The following is a 17,599-nucleotide window of genomic DNA, read 5'->3' on the forward strand; positions in this document are numbered from 1 at the left end:
TTTGTCTGCCCGGGCGGGCTTACTTCAGATATTCCCCACTACGTAACGCTTCGATACGTTTATCCAGCGGCGGGTGAGACATGAACAGCTCGCTCAGCGATTTAGATTTACCGTTGATGCAGAATGCCATCATGGTGTTTGCTTCCTGCGGTTCGTAGCTGGTTTTCAGACGCTGCAGGGCAGCAATCATCTTCTCGCGACCCACCAGTTTTGCCGAGCCCGCATCCGCGTGGAATTCACGGTGGCGGGAGAACCACATGGTGATAATGCTTGCCAGGATACCAAACACCAGCTCCAGCACCATTGAAACAGCAAAGTAGATCAGTGGGTTGCCGTTGTTACCTTCACCTTCATCACGGTTGCCGCCCATAAATCCGGCCGCGATCTGCGCCAGAATACGTGAGATAAAGATCACGAAGGTGTTCACTACGCCCTGAATCAGGGTCATAGTCACCATATCACCATTGGCAATGTGGCTAATTTCGTGAGCGATAACCGCTTCGGCTTCGTCACGGCTCATGTTCTGCAGCAGGCCAGTGCTGACGGCAACCAGTGAGGCGTCACGACGCGCACCTGTTGCGAAGGCGTTGATATCCGGCGCGTGGTAAATAGCCACCTGTGGCATTGCGATACCTGCCTGGCGGGACTGGTTTGCCACGGTGGTCATCAGCCACTGTTCCATATCATTGCGGGGTTGCTCAATCACTTCGCCGCCCACGGATTTGAGCGCCATCCACTTCGACATCAGCAAAGATACAAAGGAGCCACCAAAACCAAACAGCAGCGCCATAATTAACAAGCCCTGAACGCTGCTCGACTGAATTCCCGTCAGGCTTAGCACGAGCCCGAAGACCACCATCACCGCAAGGTTGGTGAGCAGGAAGAGCGCGATTCGCATCATAATTTTCTTTTAACCTCAGTTTAACAAAACGCACTATGCGATTACCCACATCGTATGGGTATTGCGGCTATTTTCAAGGATTCAGGGGGCGTAAGTCACCAGAAAGACACAACTTTACATTAGAAATGGACTCGCTTACCGCAGCATGCAGAAAGCAAAAAAACGGGCACAATTTCTTGTGCCCGTGGGGGAATTATTTTGTCGGAGCGGGCTCAGCCGCGGGCCGATCTTTTTCCTGTTTCGCCAGGTCAATGGCGATTTTTACCGTCTCGTCCAGATAAGGATCGGGCTCCTGGTAATCTTTGGGTAGATCGTCCAGTTTTTTGAGCAGCGGTTTGCCTTCGCGTTTGAAACGATCGTTAATGCGCGCCAGGCGGGTTGCATCATCTTCTTCGTTCTCTTTCTCACGCTGAGCGTAGTTCAGGGAGACAATATTTCGCTTCGCCTTCAGCGCATTGAAGCGGGCAATGTCCTTCATGATGTACTGGAATTCCGGATCTTTCGCGATACGTTCGTCATGCTGTTTTAACAGCGCCGGACCAAACTGCGTCATATCACCGGACTTCACGTAGGTGGCAGCGTTAATGCTATCCCACGGCAGTGCATTATCCTCGAACTTCTCGCCGGTTTCCGTCTCTTCATTGCCGGTCGGCATGATGATATCTGGCGTCACGCCTTTACGCTGCGTACTGCCACCGTTCACGCGATAGAATTTCTGAATGGTGTACTGTACAGACCCCAGAGCCGGCCATTCCGGACGGAGCATCTGATCGTAAATACGGTTCAGGGAGCGATACTGCTGTACCGTACCTTTTCCGAAGGTTGGCTCGCCGACCACCAGGGCACGTCCATAATCCTGCATTGCCGCCGCAAAGATTTCAGAAGCAGAGGCGCTGAAGCGGTCAACCAGTACGACCAGCGGGCCTTTGTAATAGACTACGCCATCGGTATCGGCATCTTCACGCACTTTACCGTTGTTATCACGAACCTGAACGACCGGGCCGGACGGAATGAACAGACCAGAGAGCGAAACCGCTTCAGTCAAGGCACCGCCGCCGTTAGTACGCAGATCAATGATCACACTGCTGACGTTCTGTTTTTCGAGCTTCTGCAGCTGCACTTTTACGTCGTCCGTCAGGCCGACGTAGAAACCTGGGATATCCAGTACCCCAACCTTCTCTTTACCGACGGTTTTCACCGACATTTTGACCGCGCGGTCTTCCAGACGGATACGCTCGCGGGTCAACGTAATGATACGGGTTTTCGTGCCTTTCCCGGCAGGCAAGATCTCAAGGCGCACTTTGCTGCCTTTAGGCCCTTTGATCAGGGCAACAACGTCATCCAGACGCCAGCCAATCACATCGACCATATTCTGGCCCGTCTGGCCGACACCAACGATGCGATCGCCAACGCTAATGGCCTTACTCTTGGCAGCAGGGCCACCCGCAACCATAGAGTTGATCACGGTATAGTCGTCATCCATCTGCAGCACCGCGCCAATCCCCTCGAGTGAGAGGCTCATCTCGGTATTGAACTGTTCGGTGTTGCGTGGGGAAAGATAGTTGGTGTGAGGATCAATTTCGTGCGCGAAGGCAGTCATCGCCAGCGAGAACACATCTTCGCTGTTGGTCTGCGCCAGGCGGCGAATAGCAAATTTGTAGCGGCGGGTCAGCGTTTCGCGGATCTCTTTCTCATCTTTACCGGTGAGTTTGAGGCTCAGCTGATCGTACTTCACTTTACCGTCCCACAGCGCATTCAGCTCGGCTTCATCTTTAGGCCACGGCGATTTGCTGCGATCGAGATTAAAGGTGTCGTTGCCGGTAAAGTCCATCGGACGCGCCAGCACCTTGAGCGCATATTCATAACGCTCAAAACGACGCTTCTGCGCCAGATTGTACAGGTCGTAGAAGAGGTCGAGTTTACCGCTGCGCAGTTCGTCGCCCACCACCGATTTACGCTTCGCAAACTGCTCGACATCGCTGGCCAGCAGAACGTTGTGGCTATAATCCAGCAGGTTCAGATAGCGGTCAAAGATTTTGCCTGAGAAAGCCTGATCGAGGTCGAACTGACGGTAATGCGAGCGAGTGAAGCGCGATGTAACGCGCTCACTGACCGTTGCGTGCTGGGTCTCTTCCTTCAGAACCGGAATTTGATCCACCCGCGTAATCTCGTCCACCGCAAAAGCGTGGCCTGTTATAGCAAACAGGCCAGCCAGCGCGGTGAGCTTAAAAAATGTGTTCATGCCGGGCCTGGCCTCCGTTTCAGAACAACAAGTGCTCTGCGCGTACAATCATTGACATACCAGAAGTCAGCTGTACTCGTACGCCATCTTTGGTGATTTCCGTTACGGTGGCGTCCATAGCGTTATTACCCGCTTTCACCTTCAGTGCCTGACCCACGCTCAGTGCGTTGATATCAGAAACCGGGGTGTGGCGCTGCTCTTCACGAGGCGCACGAGGGGCTTTCGCTGCTGGTTTATCAGCACGAGGCTTACGCTCGGTGTTGTCGGTACGACGCTGGGCCGGACGAGGTTTACGCTCACGACGTGGCGCCTCTTCCTGACCGTTCGCCGCTGCAGCTTCGCGTTTTTTCGCCTGCTGCTCAGCACGCTGAGCCTGTACGCGTGCTTTGGCTTCTTCGAGCTGCTTACGCGCATGTTCTACGTGTTGCTCATCCAGCACACCGCATGGGTTGCCATCAAGATCAACACGCGTTGCGCCCGCTTTGATACCGTACAGGTAGCGCCAGCTCGATGTATAAAGACGTAATGCGGAACGAAGTTGGGTCTTGCTGAGATTCAGCTCGCCCTCAACACGCGATACGAGATCCTGGAAGATACCAATCTTCAGGGGGCGTGCTTCGCCTTCGGCACTGAAACAGTGAGGAAAACGTTCGGCCAGAAATGCGATAACTTCTTTACTGCTATTCAACTTAGGTTGATTTTCCATGAAATTTCCTGATTACAACGGACGTTGCCAACTCGCCGCAGGCATGAACAGGCGTCATTATAATGACGCCATCGGTAAATGCTACGTTATCCGTTGATTATCCTGCGACACTCGCAAAGAATTTTTGATAATCGGTCGCCGCCAGCACGTTTTCGAGATTCGCCACCAGCTCGCGCAGCCCCTGCTCATCCTCGTGTGAGAAGCGGCCAAAGGCCGTACTGTCGATATCCAGTACGCCAATAATCTGATTTTTGACCTGCAGAGGCAGGACGATTTCAGAATTACTGGCTGCGTCGCAGGCAATGTGCCCGTCAAATGCGTGAACATCTTCCACACGCTGCACCTGATTTTGCGCCACGGCGGTACCACACACGCCGCGCCCTACCGGGATACGCACACAGGCCAGACGGCCCTGGAACGGCCCCAACACCAGGGTTTCGCCTTCCAGTAAATAAAATCCCGCCCAGTTGACTTCACTCAGACGCTCAAACAACAATGCACTGGTATTTGCCAGGGTGGCTAAAAAACTGGTTTCACCTGCCATTAATGCCTGAAAATCACGGTTGAGATCCGTGTAGAATTCTGTTTTGTTCATTATTCAATCACTTGGTTGACTTACAAAATTACAGCATAGCCTATTAAAATAAGCATTAAATGCGTTCATGCTCAAGATGAATCCATTCATGAGTTAAGATAACTATTAACTATCCTTTTCATGCGCGACCCATGGCACTTAAAACACCGAAAATAACGCCAGTAAAAAAGATAACCGTGCATTCCGTCGGCGACGCACTGCCTCGTGCACATTATCAGCGTTGCCCGCAATGCGATACGCTTTTTACGTTGCCAAAGATGAAATCGCACCAAAGTGCTTATTGTCCTCGCTGCGACGCTAAAATTCGTGATGGACGTGACTGGTCCTTGACCCGACTGGCGGCGATGGCGGTCACCATGCTGCTGCTCATGCCGTTCGCCTGGAGCGAACCGCTGCTGCATCTGTATCTTCTCGGAGTGCGCATCGATGCCAACCTCCTGCAGGGGATTTGGCAGATGAGTCAGCAGGGCGATCCCCTCACCGCCTCCATGGTGCTGTTCTGTACCGTCGGCGCGCCAGCGGTGTTAGTAGCGGCTATCGCTTATCTCTGGCTGGGCAACATCCTGGGAATGAATTTGCGTCCGGTACTGTTAATGCTGGACAGGCTTAAAGAGTGGGTCATGCTGGATATTTATCTGGTGGGCATTGGCGTGGCCTCCATCAAGGTCCAGGATTATGCCTTCCTCCAGCCAGGCATAGGTCTTCTGGCATTTATTGCTCTGGTATTGCTGAGTATCTTGACGATGATTCACCTCAACGTTGAGCAATTGTGGGAGCGATTTTACCCACAACGCCCTGCCACCCGCTATGATCCCGCATTGCGGGCCTGTCTCGGTTGCCACTTTACCGGGTTGCCGGATGCGCGCGGACGCTGCCCGCGCTGCCATATCCCGCTACGCCTGCGTCGCCATAATAGCCTGCAAAAGTGCTGGGCTGCGCTAATTGCCTCGATGGTATTGCTGTTGCCTGCTAATCTTTTGCCCATCTCGATCATTTATGTGAACGGCGAACGGCAGGCAGATACCATCATGTCTGGGATTATTTCGCTGGCAGACAGCAACATCGCTGTCGCCGCGATTGTCTTCATCGCCAGTATTCTGGTGCCCTTTACCAAAGTTCTGGTGATGTTTACCCTACTAATCAGCATTCATTTCAAATGTGAGCAAGGGCTGAAAACCCGTATCTTATTATTACGTTTCGTCACCTGGATTGGCCGTTGGTCAATGCTCGATTTGTTTGTTATTGCCTTAATGATGTCGCTGATCAATCGCGATCAGCTCCTCGCTTTTACTATGGGACCCGCAGCGTTCTATTTCGGCTCTGCGGTGATATTGACTATTCTTGCAGTGGAATGGCTGGACAGCCGCTTACTTTGGGACGCACATGAGTCAGGAAACGCCCGCTTCGCCGACTGAAGCGAGAATTAAAACGAAACGTCGTATTTCACCGTTCTGGTTACTGCCTGTCATCGCGCTAATGATCGCGGGATGGCTGATCTGGACCAGCTACCAGGATCGCGGCAACAGCATCACCATCGACTTCCAGAATGCGGATGGCATCGTGGCTGGCCGCACCCCTGTGCGTTTTCAGGGGGTGGAAGTTGGCACCGTACAGGATATTTCGCTGGATAAAAAACTGAACAAAATTCAGGTTCGCGCCAGTATTAAATCCGACATGAAGGATGCCCTGCGCGAAGAGACCCAGTTCTGGCTGGTCACGCCAAAAGCCTCTCTGGCCGGGGTCTCCGGGCTGGATGCGCTGGTCGGCGGTAACTATATCGGCATGATGCCGGGCAAAGGCGAGCCGCAGGATCACTTTACCGCGCTGGATACTCAGCCGCGCTACCGCCTGAACAATGGCGATCTGATGATTCACCTGCATGCGCCCGATCTGGGATCGCTGAACAGCGGTTCGCTGGTCTACTTCCGTAAAATTCCCGTTGGGCGCGTTTATGACTATGCCATCACCCCTAACAAGCAGGGGGTGACGATTGACGTCCTGATCGAACGCCGCTTCACGAACCTGGTGAAAAAAGGGAGCCGCTTCTGGAATGTCTCCGGGGTAGATGCGGATATCAGCCTGAGCGGCGCAAAAGTGCAGCTCGAAAGTCTGGCCGCACTGGTTAACGGCGCTATTGCCTTTGACTCACCGGAAGACTCCAGCCCGGCCAAACCGGAAGATAACTTTGGTTTGTACGAAGATCTGGCTCACAGTCAGCGTGGGGTTATTGTGAAGCTGGCCCTTCCCTCAGCTGAAGGTTTAAAAGCCAACTCCACGCCGCTGATGTACCAGGGTCTCCAGGTCGGTCAGTTGACTAAACTGACGCTGAACCCGGGAGGTTCCGTTACCGGTGAGATGACGGTCGACCCGAGCGTGGTGGATCTGCTGCGTGAAGATACTCGCCTTGAACTGCGCAGCCCAAAACTGTCGCTGAATAATCCAAGTATTAGCACCCTGCTGACGGGCAGCACCTTTGAGCTGATCCCCGGCGGCGGTGAGCCCACCAATACTTTCGTGATTGCCCCTGCGGATAAAGCCTTGCTACAAAAACCCGGCGTTGCCACCGTAACCCTGAGTGCGCCGGAAAGCTACGGCATCGAGGCCGGACAGCCGCTGGTTTTACATGGGGTTCAGGTCGGCCAGGTACTGGAGCGTAAGTTGACCAGTAAAGGCGTCAGCTTCTCTGTCGCCATCGATCCCGAGTTCCGGGAATTGATTCACGGTGACAGCAAATTTATCGTGAACAGCCGTGTCGATGTCAAAGTCGGGCTGGATGGCATTGAGTTCCTTGCCGCCAGCGCCAGCGAATGGGTCAGCGGCGGTATTCGCATTCTGCCTGGCGCCAAAGGGGAGCTGCGTAATAGTTACCCTCTTTACGCTAATCTCGATAAAGCGCTGGAGAACAGCCTCAGCGATCTGCCGACCACGACCCTCACGCTGACTGCCGACACCCTACCGGACGTGCAGGCAGGCTCCGTGGTGCTATACCGTAAATTCGAAGTGGGTGAAGTGATTACCGTGCGGCCAAGGGCCAATGCCTTTGATATCGATCTGCATGTCAAACCGGAGTACCGCAATCTGCTAACCGCCAATAGCGTGTTCTGGGCAGAAGGCGGAGCCAAAGTTCAGCTCAACGGCAGTGGGTTAACGGTGCAAGCCTCTCCACTTTCGCGCGCCCTGAAAGGAGCCATCAGCTTTGATAACTTAAGTGGTGCAGGCGCCACACAGCGTAAGGGGGATAAACGGATACTTTATCCATCCGAAACCGCCGCGCGCGCGGTGGGCGGGCAGATTACGCTCCACACCTTCGATGCGGGCAAGCTGGCAGAAGGGATGCCGATACGCTATCTGGGCATTGATATTGGCCAGGTCCAGTCCCTGAAGCTGATTACCGCCCGTAACGAAGTGCAGGCGAAGGCGGTACTTTACCCGGAGTATGTCGACACCTTCGCCCGGGCCGGTACGCGTTTCTCGGTCATCACGCCCCAGATCTCCGCTGCCGGTGTGGAACATCTCGATACTATTCTTCAGCCTTATATCAACGTCGAGCCAGGCCGGGGTAATGCGCGTCGTGATTTTGAACTGCAGGAAGCCACCATCACCGACTCGCGCTATCTGGATGGACTAAGTATCGTTGTGGAGGTACCAGAGGCAGGTTCACTGGGCATCGGTACACCGGTCCTGTTCCGCGGCATCGAAGTGGGTACGGTTACTGGCCTGACGCTGGGGACGCTCTCCGATCGCGTTATGGTTGGCCTGCGTATCAGCGAACGTTACCAGCATCTGGTGCGCAATAACTCCGTCTTCTGGCTGGCCTCCGGCTATTCGCTTGATTTCGGCCTGGTAGGCGGCGTGGTGAAAACCGGTACCTTCAACCAGTTTATCCGGGGCGGTATTGCCTTTGCGACTCCGCCTGGCACACCGCTGGCACCGAAAGCCCAGCCGGGTAAACATTTCCTGCTGCTGGAAAAAGAGCCGAAAGAGTGGCGTGAGTGGGGAACCGCCCTGCCGCGCTAAGCTGCACGCTCCGGTGTCAATCCACCGGAGCGTTTATGGTACACTGCGCGCCTCTTTGACTCCCTGTGGTGCGCCCGTGACTCAACGTCCCGTATATCTTCCTGAAGACTTCCTGGTGCAGATGCGCCAGGCCATGCCTGAACATCTCTCTTTCGATGCGTTTATCGCTGCCTGCCAGCGCCCTCTCCGGCGCAGTATTCGCGTAAATACGCTGAAGATAAGCGTGAGCGATTTTCTCACGCTGGTCGCCCCTTACGGCTGGCAACTTACGCCGGTTCCCTGGTGTGAAGAGGGATTCTGGATCGAGCGTGATGACGAAGAGGCCTTGCCGCTGGGCAGCACCGCAGAACATCTATCCGGTCTGTTTTACATTCAGGAAGCCAGCTCCATGCTGCCGGTTGCCGCCCTGTTTGCCGATGGCGAATCACCCACGCGGGTGATGGACGTGGCCGCTGCGCCGGGCTCTAAAACGACCCAGATTGCTGCCCGAATGGGCAACCAGGGGGCTATCCTAGCCAATGAGTTTTCTGCCAGCCGGATCAAGGTGCTGCATGCCAATATCAGCCGCTGCGGTATTAGCAACGTAGCATTAACCCATTTCGATGGCCGCGTATTCGGCGCAGCCCTGCCGGAGGCTTTCGACGCCATTCTGCTCGATGCCCCCTGCTCCGGTGAAGGGGTGGTCCGTAAGGATCCGGACGCCCTGAAAAACTGGTCAGTAGAGAGTAACCAGGCGATCGCGGCGACCCAGCGTGAGCTCATTACCAGCGCGTTTCACGCCCTGCGACCTGGCGGTACGCTGGTTTACTCCACCTGTACCCTTAATCGCGACGAAAATGAAGCGGTCTGCCTGTGGCTGAAAGCGCAGTATCCGAACGAGGTCGAGTTCCTGCCGCTGGATGGACTCTTTGCCGGGGCAAAAGAGGCCACTACCCCCGAGGGCTTCCTGCACGTCTTCCCGCAGATTTTTGATTGCGAGGGTTTCTTCGTGGCTCGCCTGCGTAAAATTGCCTCTGTCGAACCACTCCCGGCCCCGACTTTTAAGCCTGGCACCTTTCCTTTCATGCCAGTAAGAAACAAAGAAGCGGCGCTCATTACCGCGGCGGCAAATCGGAGCGGCCTGAACTGGGGCGACCATCTGCGTTTATGGCAGCGTGATAAAGAGATCTGGCTCTTCCCGGTAGAGATGGAACCGCTAATTGGTAAAGTGCGTTTCTCCCGCATTGGTATACGCCTGGCAGAAGTCCATAATAAAGGCTATCGCTGGCAACACGAGGCGGTAGTTGCGCTGGCAGGTGACAGCAACTGCTTTGAACTCAGCTGGCAGGAAGCCGAGGAGTGGTATCGTGGGCGTGATGTTTACCCAGAGGTGATGCCCACCGGAGACGATGCGATTGTCACTTTCCAGGGCATTCCAATTGGTCTGGCGAAAAAAGTGGGGTCGCGCCTGAAAAATAGCTATCCACGTGAACTGGTTCGTGACGGTCGGCTCTTTACCGGTAACGCTGAAAAAGGCTAAAAAAGGCACTTTTTTACTGGCGCGATTGCTTTTCCTTTACCAGGCTAAAAGATGGGTGACCATACTGGTCGTACCAGAATTAGCCTGTATACCGGAGAGCATTATGACGAAAACCAATGTGCGCATTGGCGCATTCGAAATCGATGACGCCGAGTTGTCTGGCGAAAATCAAGGCGATCGAACGTTACGGATCCCCTGTAAATCCGACCCGGATCTCTGCATGCAGTTAGACGCATGGGATGCCGATACCAGTGTCCCAGCGATTCTCGATGGAGAACATTCAGTCCTGTACCGTGAGCACTACGATCATCAATCTGATGCCTGGATCATGCGCCTTGCCTGATTCAAAGAGAACCCGCCCACAGGCGGGTTATTTATCTCATAATTACCTCTCCCTCCAATCATCCCCTACAATATCAGTACGGTAGTTAATTTTGAGGACGTGATGTTCGCACTGGTTCTGTTTGTGTGTTACCTGGACGGTGGTTGTGACGATATTGTGGTGGATGTCTATAACACCGAAGAGCAATGCGTTGCCTCCATGGACAATCAGCGAATACGCCACGGCGGTTGCTACCCGGTAGAGGATTTTATCGATGGATTCTGGCGGCCTGCGCAGGAGTATGCCGATTTCTAATCACTGCAACTGCGCCAGCGTCAAGGTGCCGCCAAAGACCGCGCCGGTATCAATATAGTGCAGGCTGGCAAAATCGATGCGTTTTTCCAGTGGCGTGTGGCCAAACCAGAAGTGGTCGGCGCCGCCAATCCCCTCCCCTTTTCCTGCCATCAGCTTGCTAATGCGGCTGCGATCCCACAGCAAGCTATGCTTATCCACGGGTTTATCCCGCACATAACAGGAGGCAGGGTAATCTGCATGGGCAATCACGTTCAGGCCGTTTCGGCAGGTGATTTCGATTACCCAGGGTAGTTTGTCGCAAGCAGCAAAGAGGGTCAGCGCCTGAGCTTTTGAATCATCGTCCAGTTCTGCAAACCATGCACCACCATTCATCAGCCAGAGCGCATAGGTCTGAGATGCAATCGCATCCAGTGCCATCTGCTCATGGTTTCCCCGCACGGCACGAAACCATTTTTCAGTGATAAGGTGCAGGCACTTCAGGCTCTCTGGGCCGCGATCGATAAGATCCCCTACAGAAATAAGGAGATCCTGATAGGGATTAAATTTCTGGCGCTTTAGATGCTGCATCAGCAGTTGATAGCAGCCGTGAATATCGCTGACCACCCAGACGTGCCGCCAGCGATGGCCATCAAGTGAAAGATACATAACGCCTCCTCGCGCACTGTATTGGCCCGTCAGACGAAAGGGAAAAATGGCCTTTGAAATTAAATAATTACTTCAGAAAATGATAATGTCGCGTTCAGATCGTAAGGGGCTAAAATGGGTTCTCGCCAACTCGCTGCTTCCATTACTATCGAACAAAAAATTAACAAAACGACTAAAAAGCGCTGGACTCCTGCATGCCCCGTTGTGGTATGGTTTAAAGAATTATCAGGGATGAAATCGATCTGCAGAAATATGCAATGGGAAAGAGCATTTATTTCAAGCAGATAAAAAGAGACCGAATACGATTCCTGTATTCGGTCCAGGGAAATGGCTCTTGGGAGAGAGCCGTGCGCTAAAAGTTGGCATTAATGCAGGCTAAAATCGCCTTGCACTATAAGAATAGATGACAGCGCCAGGTTTTCCAGTCCGCATCAAAAGTGGTCAGAAAAAAAGCGCTCGCCTGTTCTTAAACAAAAAAAACCGCAACGCTTCCAAAGAGAAGCCTGCGGTTTTTTTACTGGAAAGGCGTTATTAGCAGAGCTTGCTGGCACGCTCAATAAACGGGGCCAGACTCATCTTCTGTCCTGGGTTAGCCGGGTCATCAACCTGAATCACGCTGATTGGCTGACCACTACTTTTACCGCTTTTCACCTGCTGCTGTGCAACCTCGTTCAGGGGATACTGCACCAGAGTGCTGGGGTTGATGGCATAGAGCGCCTGACCCGGACGGCAGGTCAGCATGACCTCTTCACGGTTAAAAGCCCATTTATCTTTACCCACTTCAAACCGGCTAACGGTAATCACCTGCGGCGCAGCCATGGCGGTGGCGGAACAGGCCAGCAATAAAAGAGTAAGTACGGTTTTTTTCATCTGTTGATTCACCTTGTCAGAAGGGCTCCCAGGTAGCAAACAGGCTGACCATCGCCAGCACCAACGCCCCCAGCACAACCTCAGTCTGCGTCATTCTGATAAAAAACTGTTGCGCAGGCCCATGATGAGCAGTAAAACGCGGAACCAGAACATACCGGTTCACTAGCGCAATTGCCACCATCAACGCCACCAGCGCACATTTCAACAAAAGCATCTTTCCCCAGTCGCTGTTCAGGGGATTGGTCCAGCCCTGGATAAGCAGTGCATTATTCACACCGCTTATCACCACCCCGGCAACGGCATAGTGGCCATAACGGGAAAAACGCATCATGGTATGGATAGCTGCATTTTGCCAGCGTCCGCGCGTCAGGCGCAGACAAAAAAGCAGCGGCAGTAAACTGCCAACCCAACTGGCGGCGCAAAGCAGATGCAGGGCATGATTAATGCGTTGCGCTAACCCTGCCGCACCGTCGTTCATCGCCGAATGACCCGTTCCGGCCAGTAACACAAACTGTGCGCAAGCCAACAGTAGCAGTAAACGTGGGCCACTTCGGGGCTCCAGCCAGGCGATACAGGCGGTAATAACGGCCAGTAGAATCTGCCATAACCAGACTCGACCAAACTGCGTGCTGGCCACAGCCTGCCAAATATCGGGACGTATCACATCTTGCCAGCCATTCCCCATTAGCCCACCCTGCAGCATCATCATGAGTAGCGCCGAAATGGCGCTGACTAATACCGCATATTTCTGCTGGCGCGCAAAGCGACGGGTCATAAGCCGACGCAGCGACGAGGGTGCCAGCCATGCACTGTAAAGCGCGTTGCCGAATAGCATCATCAATGCGGCAAAATGGATAAAGCGCAGGGTGACGTAGCAAAGCCCCAGCATCTTATTTCACGCTAAAGCGGTAGCTGCCTTTTGTCTTATGGCCATCCACCGAGACCACATGCCAGTCCACTTTATAGCTGCCGGGCTTCAGGGGGGTTTCGAGCGGCACAATCAACTGAGTGTGATCCTTCTCGTTGCGTTTGATGGCGCCGGTTTTAATAATTTGCTCTTTATCCCCCGTCACCGAGACGCCACTAAAACCGGTCTCAACCCCTTCGGAAAAGTTCAGGGTCAGGGCCTGCGGTGCGGCAGTTACGGCTGCATCGGCGGCGGGATACTGGTGTTTAAGGTGCGCGTGGGCAAAAACGGCGGGGGCCGTCAAGGCCGCGAGCAAAACCAGCGCGGTGCGAAAAGCGGTGTGTGCCATAATGAGCATTCCTTTTGGTTATGACTGTTTGATAAAGAATAACGCTCTATAATGCTTGCGTCGAGGATCATCCCTTCCGGGCTTGCCAGCAGCCCAATCTGCAGGTAACGTTGCCCCGCAATATAAAGGAGACGGATATGCAAACCAATCTCGCCGCCCTCCCGCAGGAGGAGATGGACAAAGTGAATGTCGATTTAGCTGCGGCCGGCGTCGCGTTTAAAGAGCGCTACAATATGCCTATCGTGGCCGAAGTTGTAGAGCGTGAACAACCCGCCCACCTGCGTGACTGGTTCCGTGAGCGCCTGATTGCGCACCGCTTGAGCTCTGTCAATCTCTCCCGCCTCCCCTGGGAGCCGAAAGTTAAATAAGTATTTCCTTATACTGAGTATGCAGAATACAAGCCCCCTGATGACAGAGGGGCTTACTGGATTTTTGCGGCCAGGTGCATAAGGAAATCAGGATATCTCACCGGCTAATCGCCACGACCCGGTATCCCCCTCAGCATCATCGGGGAGTGGTTACTCCCCTCGTCCGTCATCATTTAATGACCCCGCCGTTCAGGGGCGCTGCCCTCTCTGGTCTGTTTTCCATAACAGAGCCACAGGTGATGCTCTGCCCCGGCGCTTTACGGCTCAGGGTTGGCAAGGGGATATCATTCCATTACGCTAAGCGTTTTAGGGCCAGGAGAGCGCCATGTTACGCGTCATCGATACCGAAACCTGCGATTTACAGGGTGGGATAGTAGAAGTGGCTTCTGTCGACGTTGTAAACGGACAGATCGTCAACCCCATGAGCCATCTGGTGCGTCCAGACCGGCCCATCAGCCCGCAGGCCATGGCAATCCATCGCATCACGGAGTCGATGGTCGCGGATAAGCCCTGGATTGAAGAGGTGATCCCGTTTTATCACGGCAGCCCGTGGTACGTAGCGCATAACGCCAGTTTTGACCGTCGCGTATTACCGGAAATGCCCGGCGAGTGGATCTGCACCATGAAACTGGCGCGTCGCCTGTGGCCTGGTATTAAATACAGCAATATGGCGCTCTATAAATCCCGTAAGCTAAGCGTGAAAACGCCGGAAGGGTTACATCATCACCGGGCTTTATATGACTGCTATATTACGGCCGCATTGCTGATTGATATCATGAACACCACGGGCTGGACGCCGGACGAGATGGTCACCATTACCGGCCGCCCCGCCCTGTTAACCACCTTTACCTTTGGTAAATACCGTGGAAAACCGGTCGCAGAAGTGGCGGATAAAGATCCGGGCTATCTCCGCTGGTTATACAACAATCTGGATCGGATGAGCCCGGAACTGCGTCTGACCTTAAAACACTATCTTGGCGAAGCCTAATCGGCCTCCCGGCCTGTCAGCGTCCCCTGTGCCAGGCCGATAATGAAGGCATACTCCAGGGCTACCCCTTCGTACGATTTAAAGCGTCCCGATTTACCGCCATGTCCAGCGTCCATATCCGTACAGAGCAACAGCAGGTTATCGTCTGTCTTCAGCTCTCTCAGCTTCGCCACCCACTTAGCCGGCTCCCAGTACTGAACCTGAGAGTCGTGCAGCCCGGTAGTCACCAGCATATGCGGATAGGCCTTAGCCTCGACGTTGTCATAAGGGCTGTACTCTTTCATGTAACGGTAATAGGTTTCATCCTGCGGATTCCCCCACTCTTCAAATTCGCCAATCGTAAGGGGAATAGATTCATCCAGCATGGTGGTCAGCACATCAACAAACGGCACCTGCGCAACCACGCCTTTGAACAGTTCAGGGCGTTGATTAATCACGGTCCCCATTAACATACCGCCGGCGCTGCCGCCCATCGCAAAACACTGCTCCCGATCGCCGTAGCCCTGAGCCAGCAGCCCTTCGCAGACGTCCAGATAGTCATTGAAAGTGTTTTTCTTCTTCAGGAATTTGCCATCTTCATACCAGTGCTGCCCGAGCTCACCGCCACCGCGTATATGGGCGATAGCATAGACAAAGCCGCGATCGAGCAGGCTTAAGCGGCTTCCGCTGAAGTCGGCGTCGATGCTGGAGCCATACGAACCATAGCCGTAAATCAGGATAGGATTTTTACCGGGCTGGAAGTGCTGCTTATGGTAGACCAGCGATACCGGCACTTCACTGCCGTCGCGAGCCACTATCCAGACGTGTTCACTGCGGTAATTTTCTGCATTGAAGCCCTTAACTTCAGCCTGCTTAAGCACCTTGCGTTCCCCGGTATCCATATCCAGTTCAAACAGGGTGTCAGGCGTGGTCATCGATGAATAACCGTAACGCAGGCGTGAAGTCTCCGCCTCAGGGTTATAGCCGATCCAGGTCACATAGGCCGGATCGTCAAACGCAATGCCGATCACCTCGCGAGTTTTGCGGTTGATCTGGCGAATACTGGTCAGCCCACGCTGGCGCTCCTCAACGACAAGCCAGTCGGTGAAGAGGGTAAACCCTTCCAGCATCACCTGTTCCCGCGCCGGGATCAGCACCTCCCACTTACGCTCATCGCGTACCCGGGTTTTGTAGAGACCAAAGTTTTTCCCTTCCCGATTCGATCGCAAATAGAAGGTGTGCTGGAAATGGTCAAGGCTGTATTCATGATCCTTGCGTCGGGGCAGGAAGCAGAGCGGCTGCGCGTCGGGCAATTCGGCATCCAGCAGCAACACTTCTGTGGTGGTCGCGCTGGCCAGAAAGATAATGATGTAGTGCTTCGAGGTGGTTTTATGCAGGCTAACGTAAAACGTTTCGTCTTTCTCTTCATACACCAGTTCGTCAGTGGCCGCAGGTGTACCGACGGTATGACGCCACACCTGATAAGGCAGCAGCGTTGTAGCATGTTTTTTAACGTAGTACACCGTTTCGGAATCGTTCGCCCAGACAAAATCTGGCGAGACATTATCCAGCATTTCCGGATACCAGTTACCGCTCTCCAGATTGCGAAAACGCAGGCCATACTGACGCCGTGAGAGGTAATCTTCTGCCAGAGCCATAATGGTGTTGTCTGGCGAGATGCCCATGCCACCCAGGGTGTAAAACTCGCTGTGCGCCGCACGCTTGTTGGCATCCAGCAGCGTTTCCCACTCTTCCCACTCAGCGCAAAGCACCGACTGACGCTGATAAATGGCGTACTCATTGCCCGGTTCGTAGACGTGACGGTATCGGTAGCCGTTTCTGCTCCACGGCGCAGAGACATCCCGCTGCGGTACGCGTTCTACCATCTCGCTGAGAAGGCGATCCTGGAGCGCCTGTTGCGAGGCCATGACCTTACGGCCATAGTCATTCTCCTGGTGCAGGTAATCCAGCACTTCCGGTTGCGAACGACTATCGTCCCGCAACCAGTAGTAGTTGTCGATACGCGTATCACCGTGGGCGGTGATCGCGTGAGGAATACGGCGGGCTTTCGGTGGCATGACGATTTTATTCTTCTGCGATTAACACCCTATAAGGTTGGCAAATCACACGAATGATGCAAGCGAAACGCGCGGTCATGCACAAAAATTTATCCCGGTAGTGCCTGTTTCTGCTGCTTTATATCCTGTTCAATGCCCTCCCGGACCTCCTGCGGGATCTTTAACGCATCGCCCAGCGCATTCAGATAGCTGCGCTCCATAAAATGGTCGATGTCGATGGCGGCACAGCTCAGGAAGTAGATCTCCAGCGCCTCTTCCTCGTTTTTGACCCCCTGGGCCAGGCGTGCGGGATCAAGAGGTTGTTCGATGGCGCGTGCGACCAGGGCCCGGCCCTGCTCTTCCACGCCGGCTTCACGCATCTGCTGCTCGATTGCGGCACGTTCGGTCGCATCAATATGTCCGTCGCTTTTTGCGGCAAACACCAGCGCAAGAATAAGGCGCTCACTGCGTTCATCGAGGGAGGATGACTGTTGACCAAACTGCGGCTCATCCTGATGCGCCCCTCGAATTTTGTCCTTATATTTATTCCACAGCACCGTACCAGCAACCGCTCCGCCCCCGGCCAATAACGCACCGGTGCCATATTTAGTCAGCAATTTTCGGGATGATTTATTGGCGACCAGCAGGCCGGCAAGCCCGCCCAGCGCACCGGGTACAAGCAATTTACTTAGCCCTTCACCCGAGCCGTTCGATGACTTCTGACCCAACATTGACTGTATTTGATTCAACCAGTTCGACATGATTCCCCTCGCATTTTAGTTCATCAATTTCACAGCCTAAGCGAGGGGATGTCAGGAA

The 17,599-nt window shown here is 54.0% G+C and carries 17 protein-coding genes; 7 read left to right on the top strand and 10 right to left on the bottom strand.

The annotated features are described in order from the left end of the window. Positions 1-19 precede the first annotated feature (19 nt). The 4 genes from htpX to B3511_RS11615 form a co-directional block, all read right to left on the bottom strand. Positions 20-901: a protease HtpX gene (gene htpX, locus B3511_RS11600; RefSeq protein WP_046885124.1), complete on the bottom strand. Its 882-nt coding sequence runs from the start codon at positions 899-901 to the stop codon at positions 20-22. A gap of 193 nt (positions 902-1,094) precedes the next feature. After that, the gene (prc, locus tag B3511_RS11605; RefSeq protein ID WP_207291951.1) at positions 1,095-3,143 is read right to left on the bottom strand and encodes a carboxy terminal-processing peptidase; all 2,049 of its coding nucleotides are present in this window, start codon (positions 3,141-3,143) and stop codon (positions 1,095-1,097) included. A 19-nt stretch (positions 3,144-3,162) separates the two neighbouring features. Next, a complete protein-coding gene (gene proQ / locus B3511_RS11610) occupies positions 3,163-3,849 on the bottom strand; it encodes an RNA chaperone ProQ (RefSeq protein WP_040075164.1) in 687 nt (228 codons plus the stop codon). 97 nt (positions 3,850-3,946) lie between these two features. Further along, a complete protein-coding gene (locus B3511_RS11615) occupies positions 3,947-4,444 on the bottom strand; it encodes a GAF domain-containing protein (RefSeq protein WP_040075162.1) in 498 nt (165 codons plus the stop codon). 131 nt (positions 4,445-4,575) lie between these two features. On the opposite strand from B3511_RS11615, the gene yebS reads away from it, so the two are divergent. The 5 genes from yebS (at position 4,576) to B3511_RS11640 (ending at position 10,617) form a co-directional block, all read left to right on the top strand. Continuing rightward, positions 4,576-5,859 (top strand): membrane integrity lipid transport subunit YebS, encoded by a 1,284-nt coding sequence (yebS, locus tag B3511_RS11620; RefSeq protein ID WP_046885122.1) that lies wholly within the window; start codon positions 4,576-4,578, stop codon positions 5,857-5,859. Next, positions 5,828-8,461 (top strand): PqiB family protein, encoded by a 2,634-nt coding sequence (locus B3511_RS11625; protein ID WP_046885121.1) that lies wholly within the window; start codon positions 5,828-5,830, stop codon positions 8,459-8,461. The genes yebS and B3511_RS11625 overlap by 32 nt, the downstream gene beginning before the upstream one ends. 76 nt (positions 8,462-8,537) lie before the next feature. After that, positions 8,538-9,980 (top strand): 16S rRNA (cytosine(1407)-C(5))-methyltransferase RsmF, encoded by a 1,443-nt coding sequence (gene rsmF, locus B3511_RS11630; RefSeq protein ID WP_286782450.1) that lies wholly within the window; start codon positions 8,538-8,540, stop codon positions 9,978-9,980. 103 nt (positions 9,981-10,083) lie between these two features. Continuing rightward, positions 10,084-10,323, top strand: coding sequence for a YebV family protein (locus B3511_RS11635; protein ID WP_040075156.1), 240 nt, complete (start codon positions 10,084-10,086; stop codon positions 10,321-10,323). A 102-nt stretch (positions 10,324-10,425) separates the two neighbouring features. Next, a complete protein-coding gene (locus tag B3511_RS11640; protein WP_040075154.1) occupies positions 10,426-10,617 on the top strand; it encodes a YebW family protein in 192 nt (63 codons plus the stop codon). On the opposite strand, the gene pphA is transcribed toward B3511_RS11640, so the two are convergent. The 4 genes from pphA to yobA all read right to left on the bottom strand — a co-directional run bounded on the left by pphA (position 10,618) and on the right by yobA (position 13,388). Then, positions 10,618-11,262 (bottom strand): protein-serine/threonine phosphatase, encoded by a 645-nt coding sequence (gene pphA / locus B3511_RS11645; protein WP_286782452.1) that lies wholly within the window; start codon positions 11,260-11,262, stop codon positions 10,618-10,620. A 531-nt stretch (positions 11,263-11,793) separates the two neighbouring features. Then, entirely contained in the window at positions 11,794-12,132 is a 339-nt protein-coding gene (locus B3511_RS11650; RefSeq protein WP_040075152.1) for a YebY family protein, read from the bottom strand. Positions 12,133-12,148: 16 nt separating this feature from the next. After that, positions 12,149-13,021, bottom strand: coding sequence for a copper homeostasis membrane protein CopD (copD, locus tag B3511_RS11655; protein WP_046885116.1), 873 nt, complete (start codon positions 13,019-13,021; stop codon positions 12,149-12,151). Position 13,022: 1 nt separating this feature from the next. Then, a complete protein-coding gene (gene yobA / locus B3511_RS11660) occupies positions 13,023-13,388 on the bottom strand; it encodes a CopC domain-containing protein YobA (protein WP_207291957.1) in 366 nt (121 codons plus the stop codon). A gap of 137 nt (positions 13,389-13,525) precedes the next feature. Between yobA and B3511_RS11665 the strand changes: the two genes are divergently transcribed. Together B3511_RS11665 and exoX are read left to right on the top strand one after the other, a co-directional pair. Continuing rightward, entirely contained in the window at positions 13,526-13,756 is a 231-nt protein-coding gene (locus B3511_RS11665; RefSeq protein ID WP_040075148.1) for a DNA polymerase III subunit theta, read from the top strand. A 325-nt stretch (positions 13,757-14,081) separates the two neighbouring features. Further along, positions 14,082-14,744: an exodeoxyribonuclease X gene (gene exoX / locus B3511_RS11670; protein ID WP_207291958.1), complete on the top strand. Its 663-nt coding sequence runs from the start codon at positions 14,082-14,084 to the stop codon at positions 14,742-14,744. Here the strand turns inward: exoX and ptrB are convergent. Both ptrB and B3511_RS11680 read right to left on the bottom strand, forming a co-directional pair. After that, positions 14,741-16,801, bottom strand: coding sequence for an oligopeptidase B (gene ptrB / locus B3511_RS11675; protein WP_233802921.1), 2,061 nt, complete (start codon positions 16,799-16,801; stop codon positions 14,741-14,743). The two genes, exoX and ptrB, sit on opposite strands and share 4 nt — an antisense overlap. Positions 16,802-16,890: 89 nt before the next feature. Next, positions 16,891-17,541 carry a tellurite resistance TerB family protein gene (locus B3511_RS11680; protein WP_286782457.1) on the bottom strand — a complete coding sequence of 217 codons (651 nt, stop codon included), beginning with the start codon at positions 17,539-17,541 and terminating at the stop codon, positions 16,891-16,893. Positions 17,542-17,599 lie beyond the last annotated feature (58 nt).

Source organism: Leclercia sp. UBA1284, assembly GCF_002308415.1.
Taxonomy (GTDB): Bacteria; Pseudomonadota; Gammaproteobacteria; order Enterobacterales; family Enterobacteriaceae; genus Enterobacter; species Enterobacter pneumoniae.

Excerpts from the sequence above, each read along its gene's own strand:
- htpX (WP_046885124.1), bottom strand. The coding sequence starts at position 901 with ATGATGCGAATCGCGCTCTTCCTGCTCACCAACCTTGCGGTGATGGTG.
- prc (WP_207291951.1), bottom strand. The coding sequence starts at position 3,143 with ATGAACACATTTTTTAAGCTCACCGCGCTGGCTGGCCTGTTTGCTATA.
- proQ (WP_040075164.1), bottom strand. The coding sequence starts at position 3,849 with ATGGAAAATCAACCTAAGTTGAATAGCAGTAAAGAAGTTATCGCATTT.
- B3511_RS11615 (WP_040075162.1), bottom strand. The coding sequence starts at position 4,444 with ATGAACAAAACAGAATTCTACACGGATCTCAACCGTGATTTTCAGGCA.
- yebS (WP_046885122.1), top strand. The coding sequence starts at position 4,576 with ATGGCACTTAAAACACCGAAAATAACGCCAGTAAAAAAGATAACCGTG.
- B3511_RS11625 (WP_046885121.1), top strand. The coding sequence starts at position 5,828 with ATGAGTCAGGAAACGCCCGCTTCGCCGACTGAAGCGAGAATTAAAACG.
- B3511_RS11635 (WP_040075156.1), top strand. The coding sequence starts at position 10,084 with ATGACGAAAACCAATGTGCGCATTGGCGCATTCGAAATCGATGACGCC.
- B3511_RS11640 (WP_040075154.1), top strand. The coding sequence starts at position 10,426 with ATGTTCGCACTGGTTCTGTTTGTGTGTTACCTGGACGGTGGTTGTGAC.
- pphA (WP_286782452.1), bottom strand. The coding sequence starts at position 11,262 with ATGTATCTTTCACTTGATGGCCATCGCTGGCGGCACGTCTGGGTGGTC.
- B3511_RS11650 (WP_040075152.1), bottom strand. The coding sequence starts at position 12,132 with ATGAAAAAAACCGTACTTACTCTTTTATTGCTGGCCTGTTCCGCCACC.
- copD (WP_046885116.1), bottom strand. The coding sequence starts at position 13,021 with ATGCTGGGGCTTTGCTACGTCACCCTGCGCTTTATCCATTTTGCCGCA.
- yobA (WP_207291957.1), bottom strand. The coding sequence starts at position 13,388 with ATGGCACACACCGCTTTTCGCACCGCGCTGGTTTTGCTCGCGGCCTTG.
- B3511_RS11665 (WP_040075148.1), top strand. The coding sequence starts at position 13,526 with ATGCAAACCAATCTCGCCGCCCTCCCGCAGGAGGAGATGGACAAAGTG.
- exoX (WP_207291958.1), top strand. The coding sequence starts at position 14,082 with ATGTTACGCGTCATCGATACCGAAACCTGCGATTTACAGGGTGGGATA.
- ptrB (WP_233802921.1), bottom strand. The coding sequence starts at position 16,801 with ATGCCACCGAAAGCCCGCCGTATTCCTCACGCGATCACCGCCCACGGT.
- B3511_RS11680 (WP_286782457.1), bottom strand. The coding sequence starts at position 17,541 with ATGTCGAACTGGTTGAATCAAATACAGTCAATGTTGGGTCAGAAGTCA.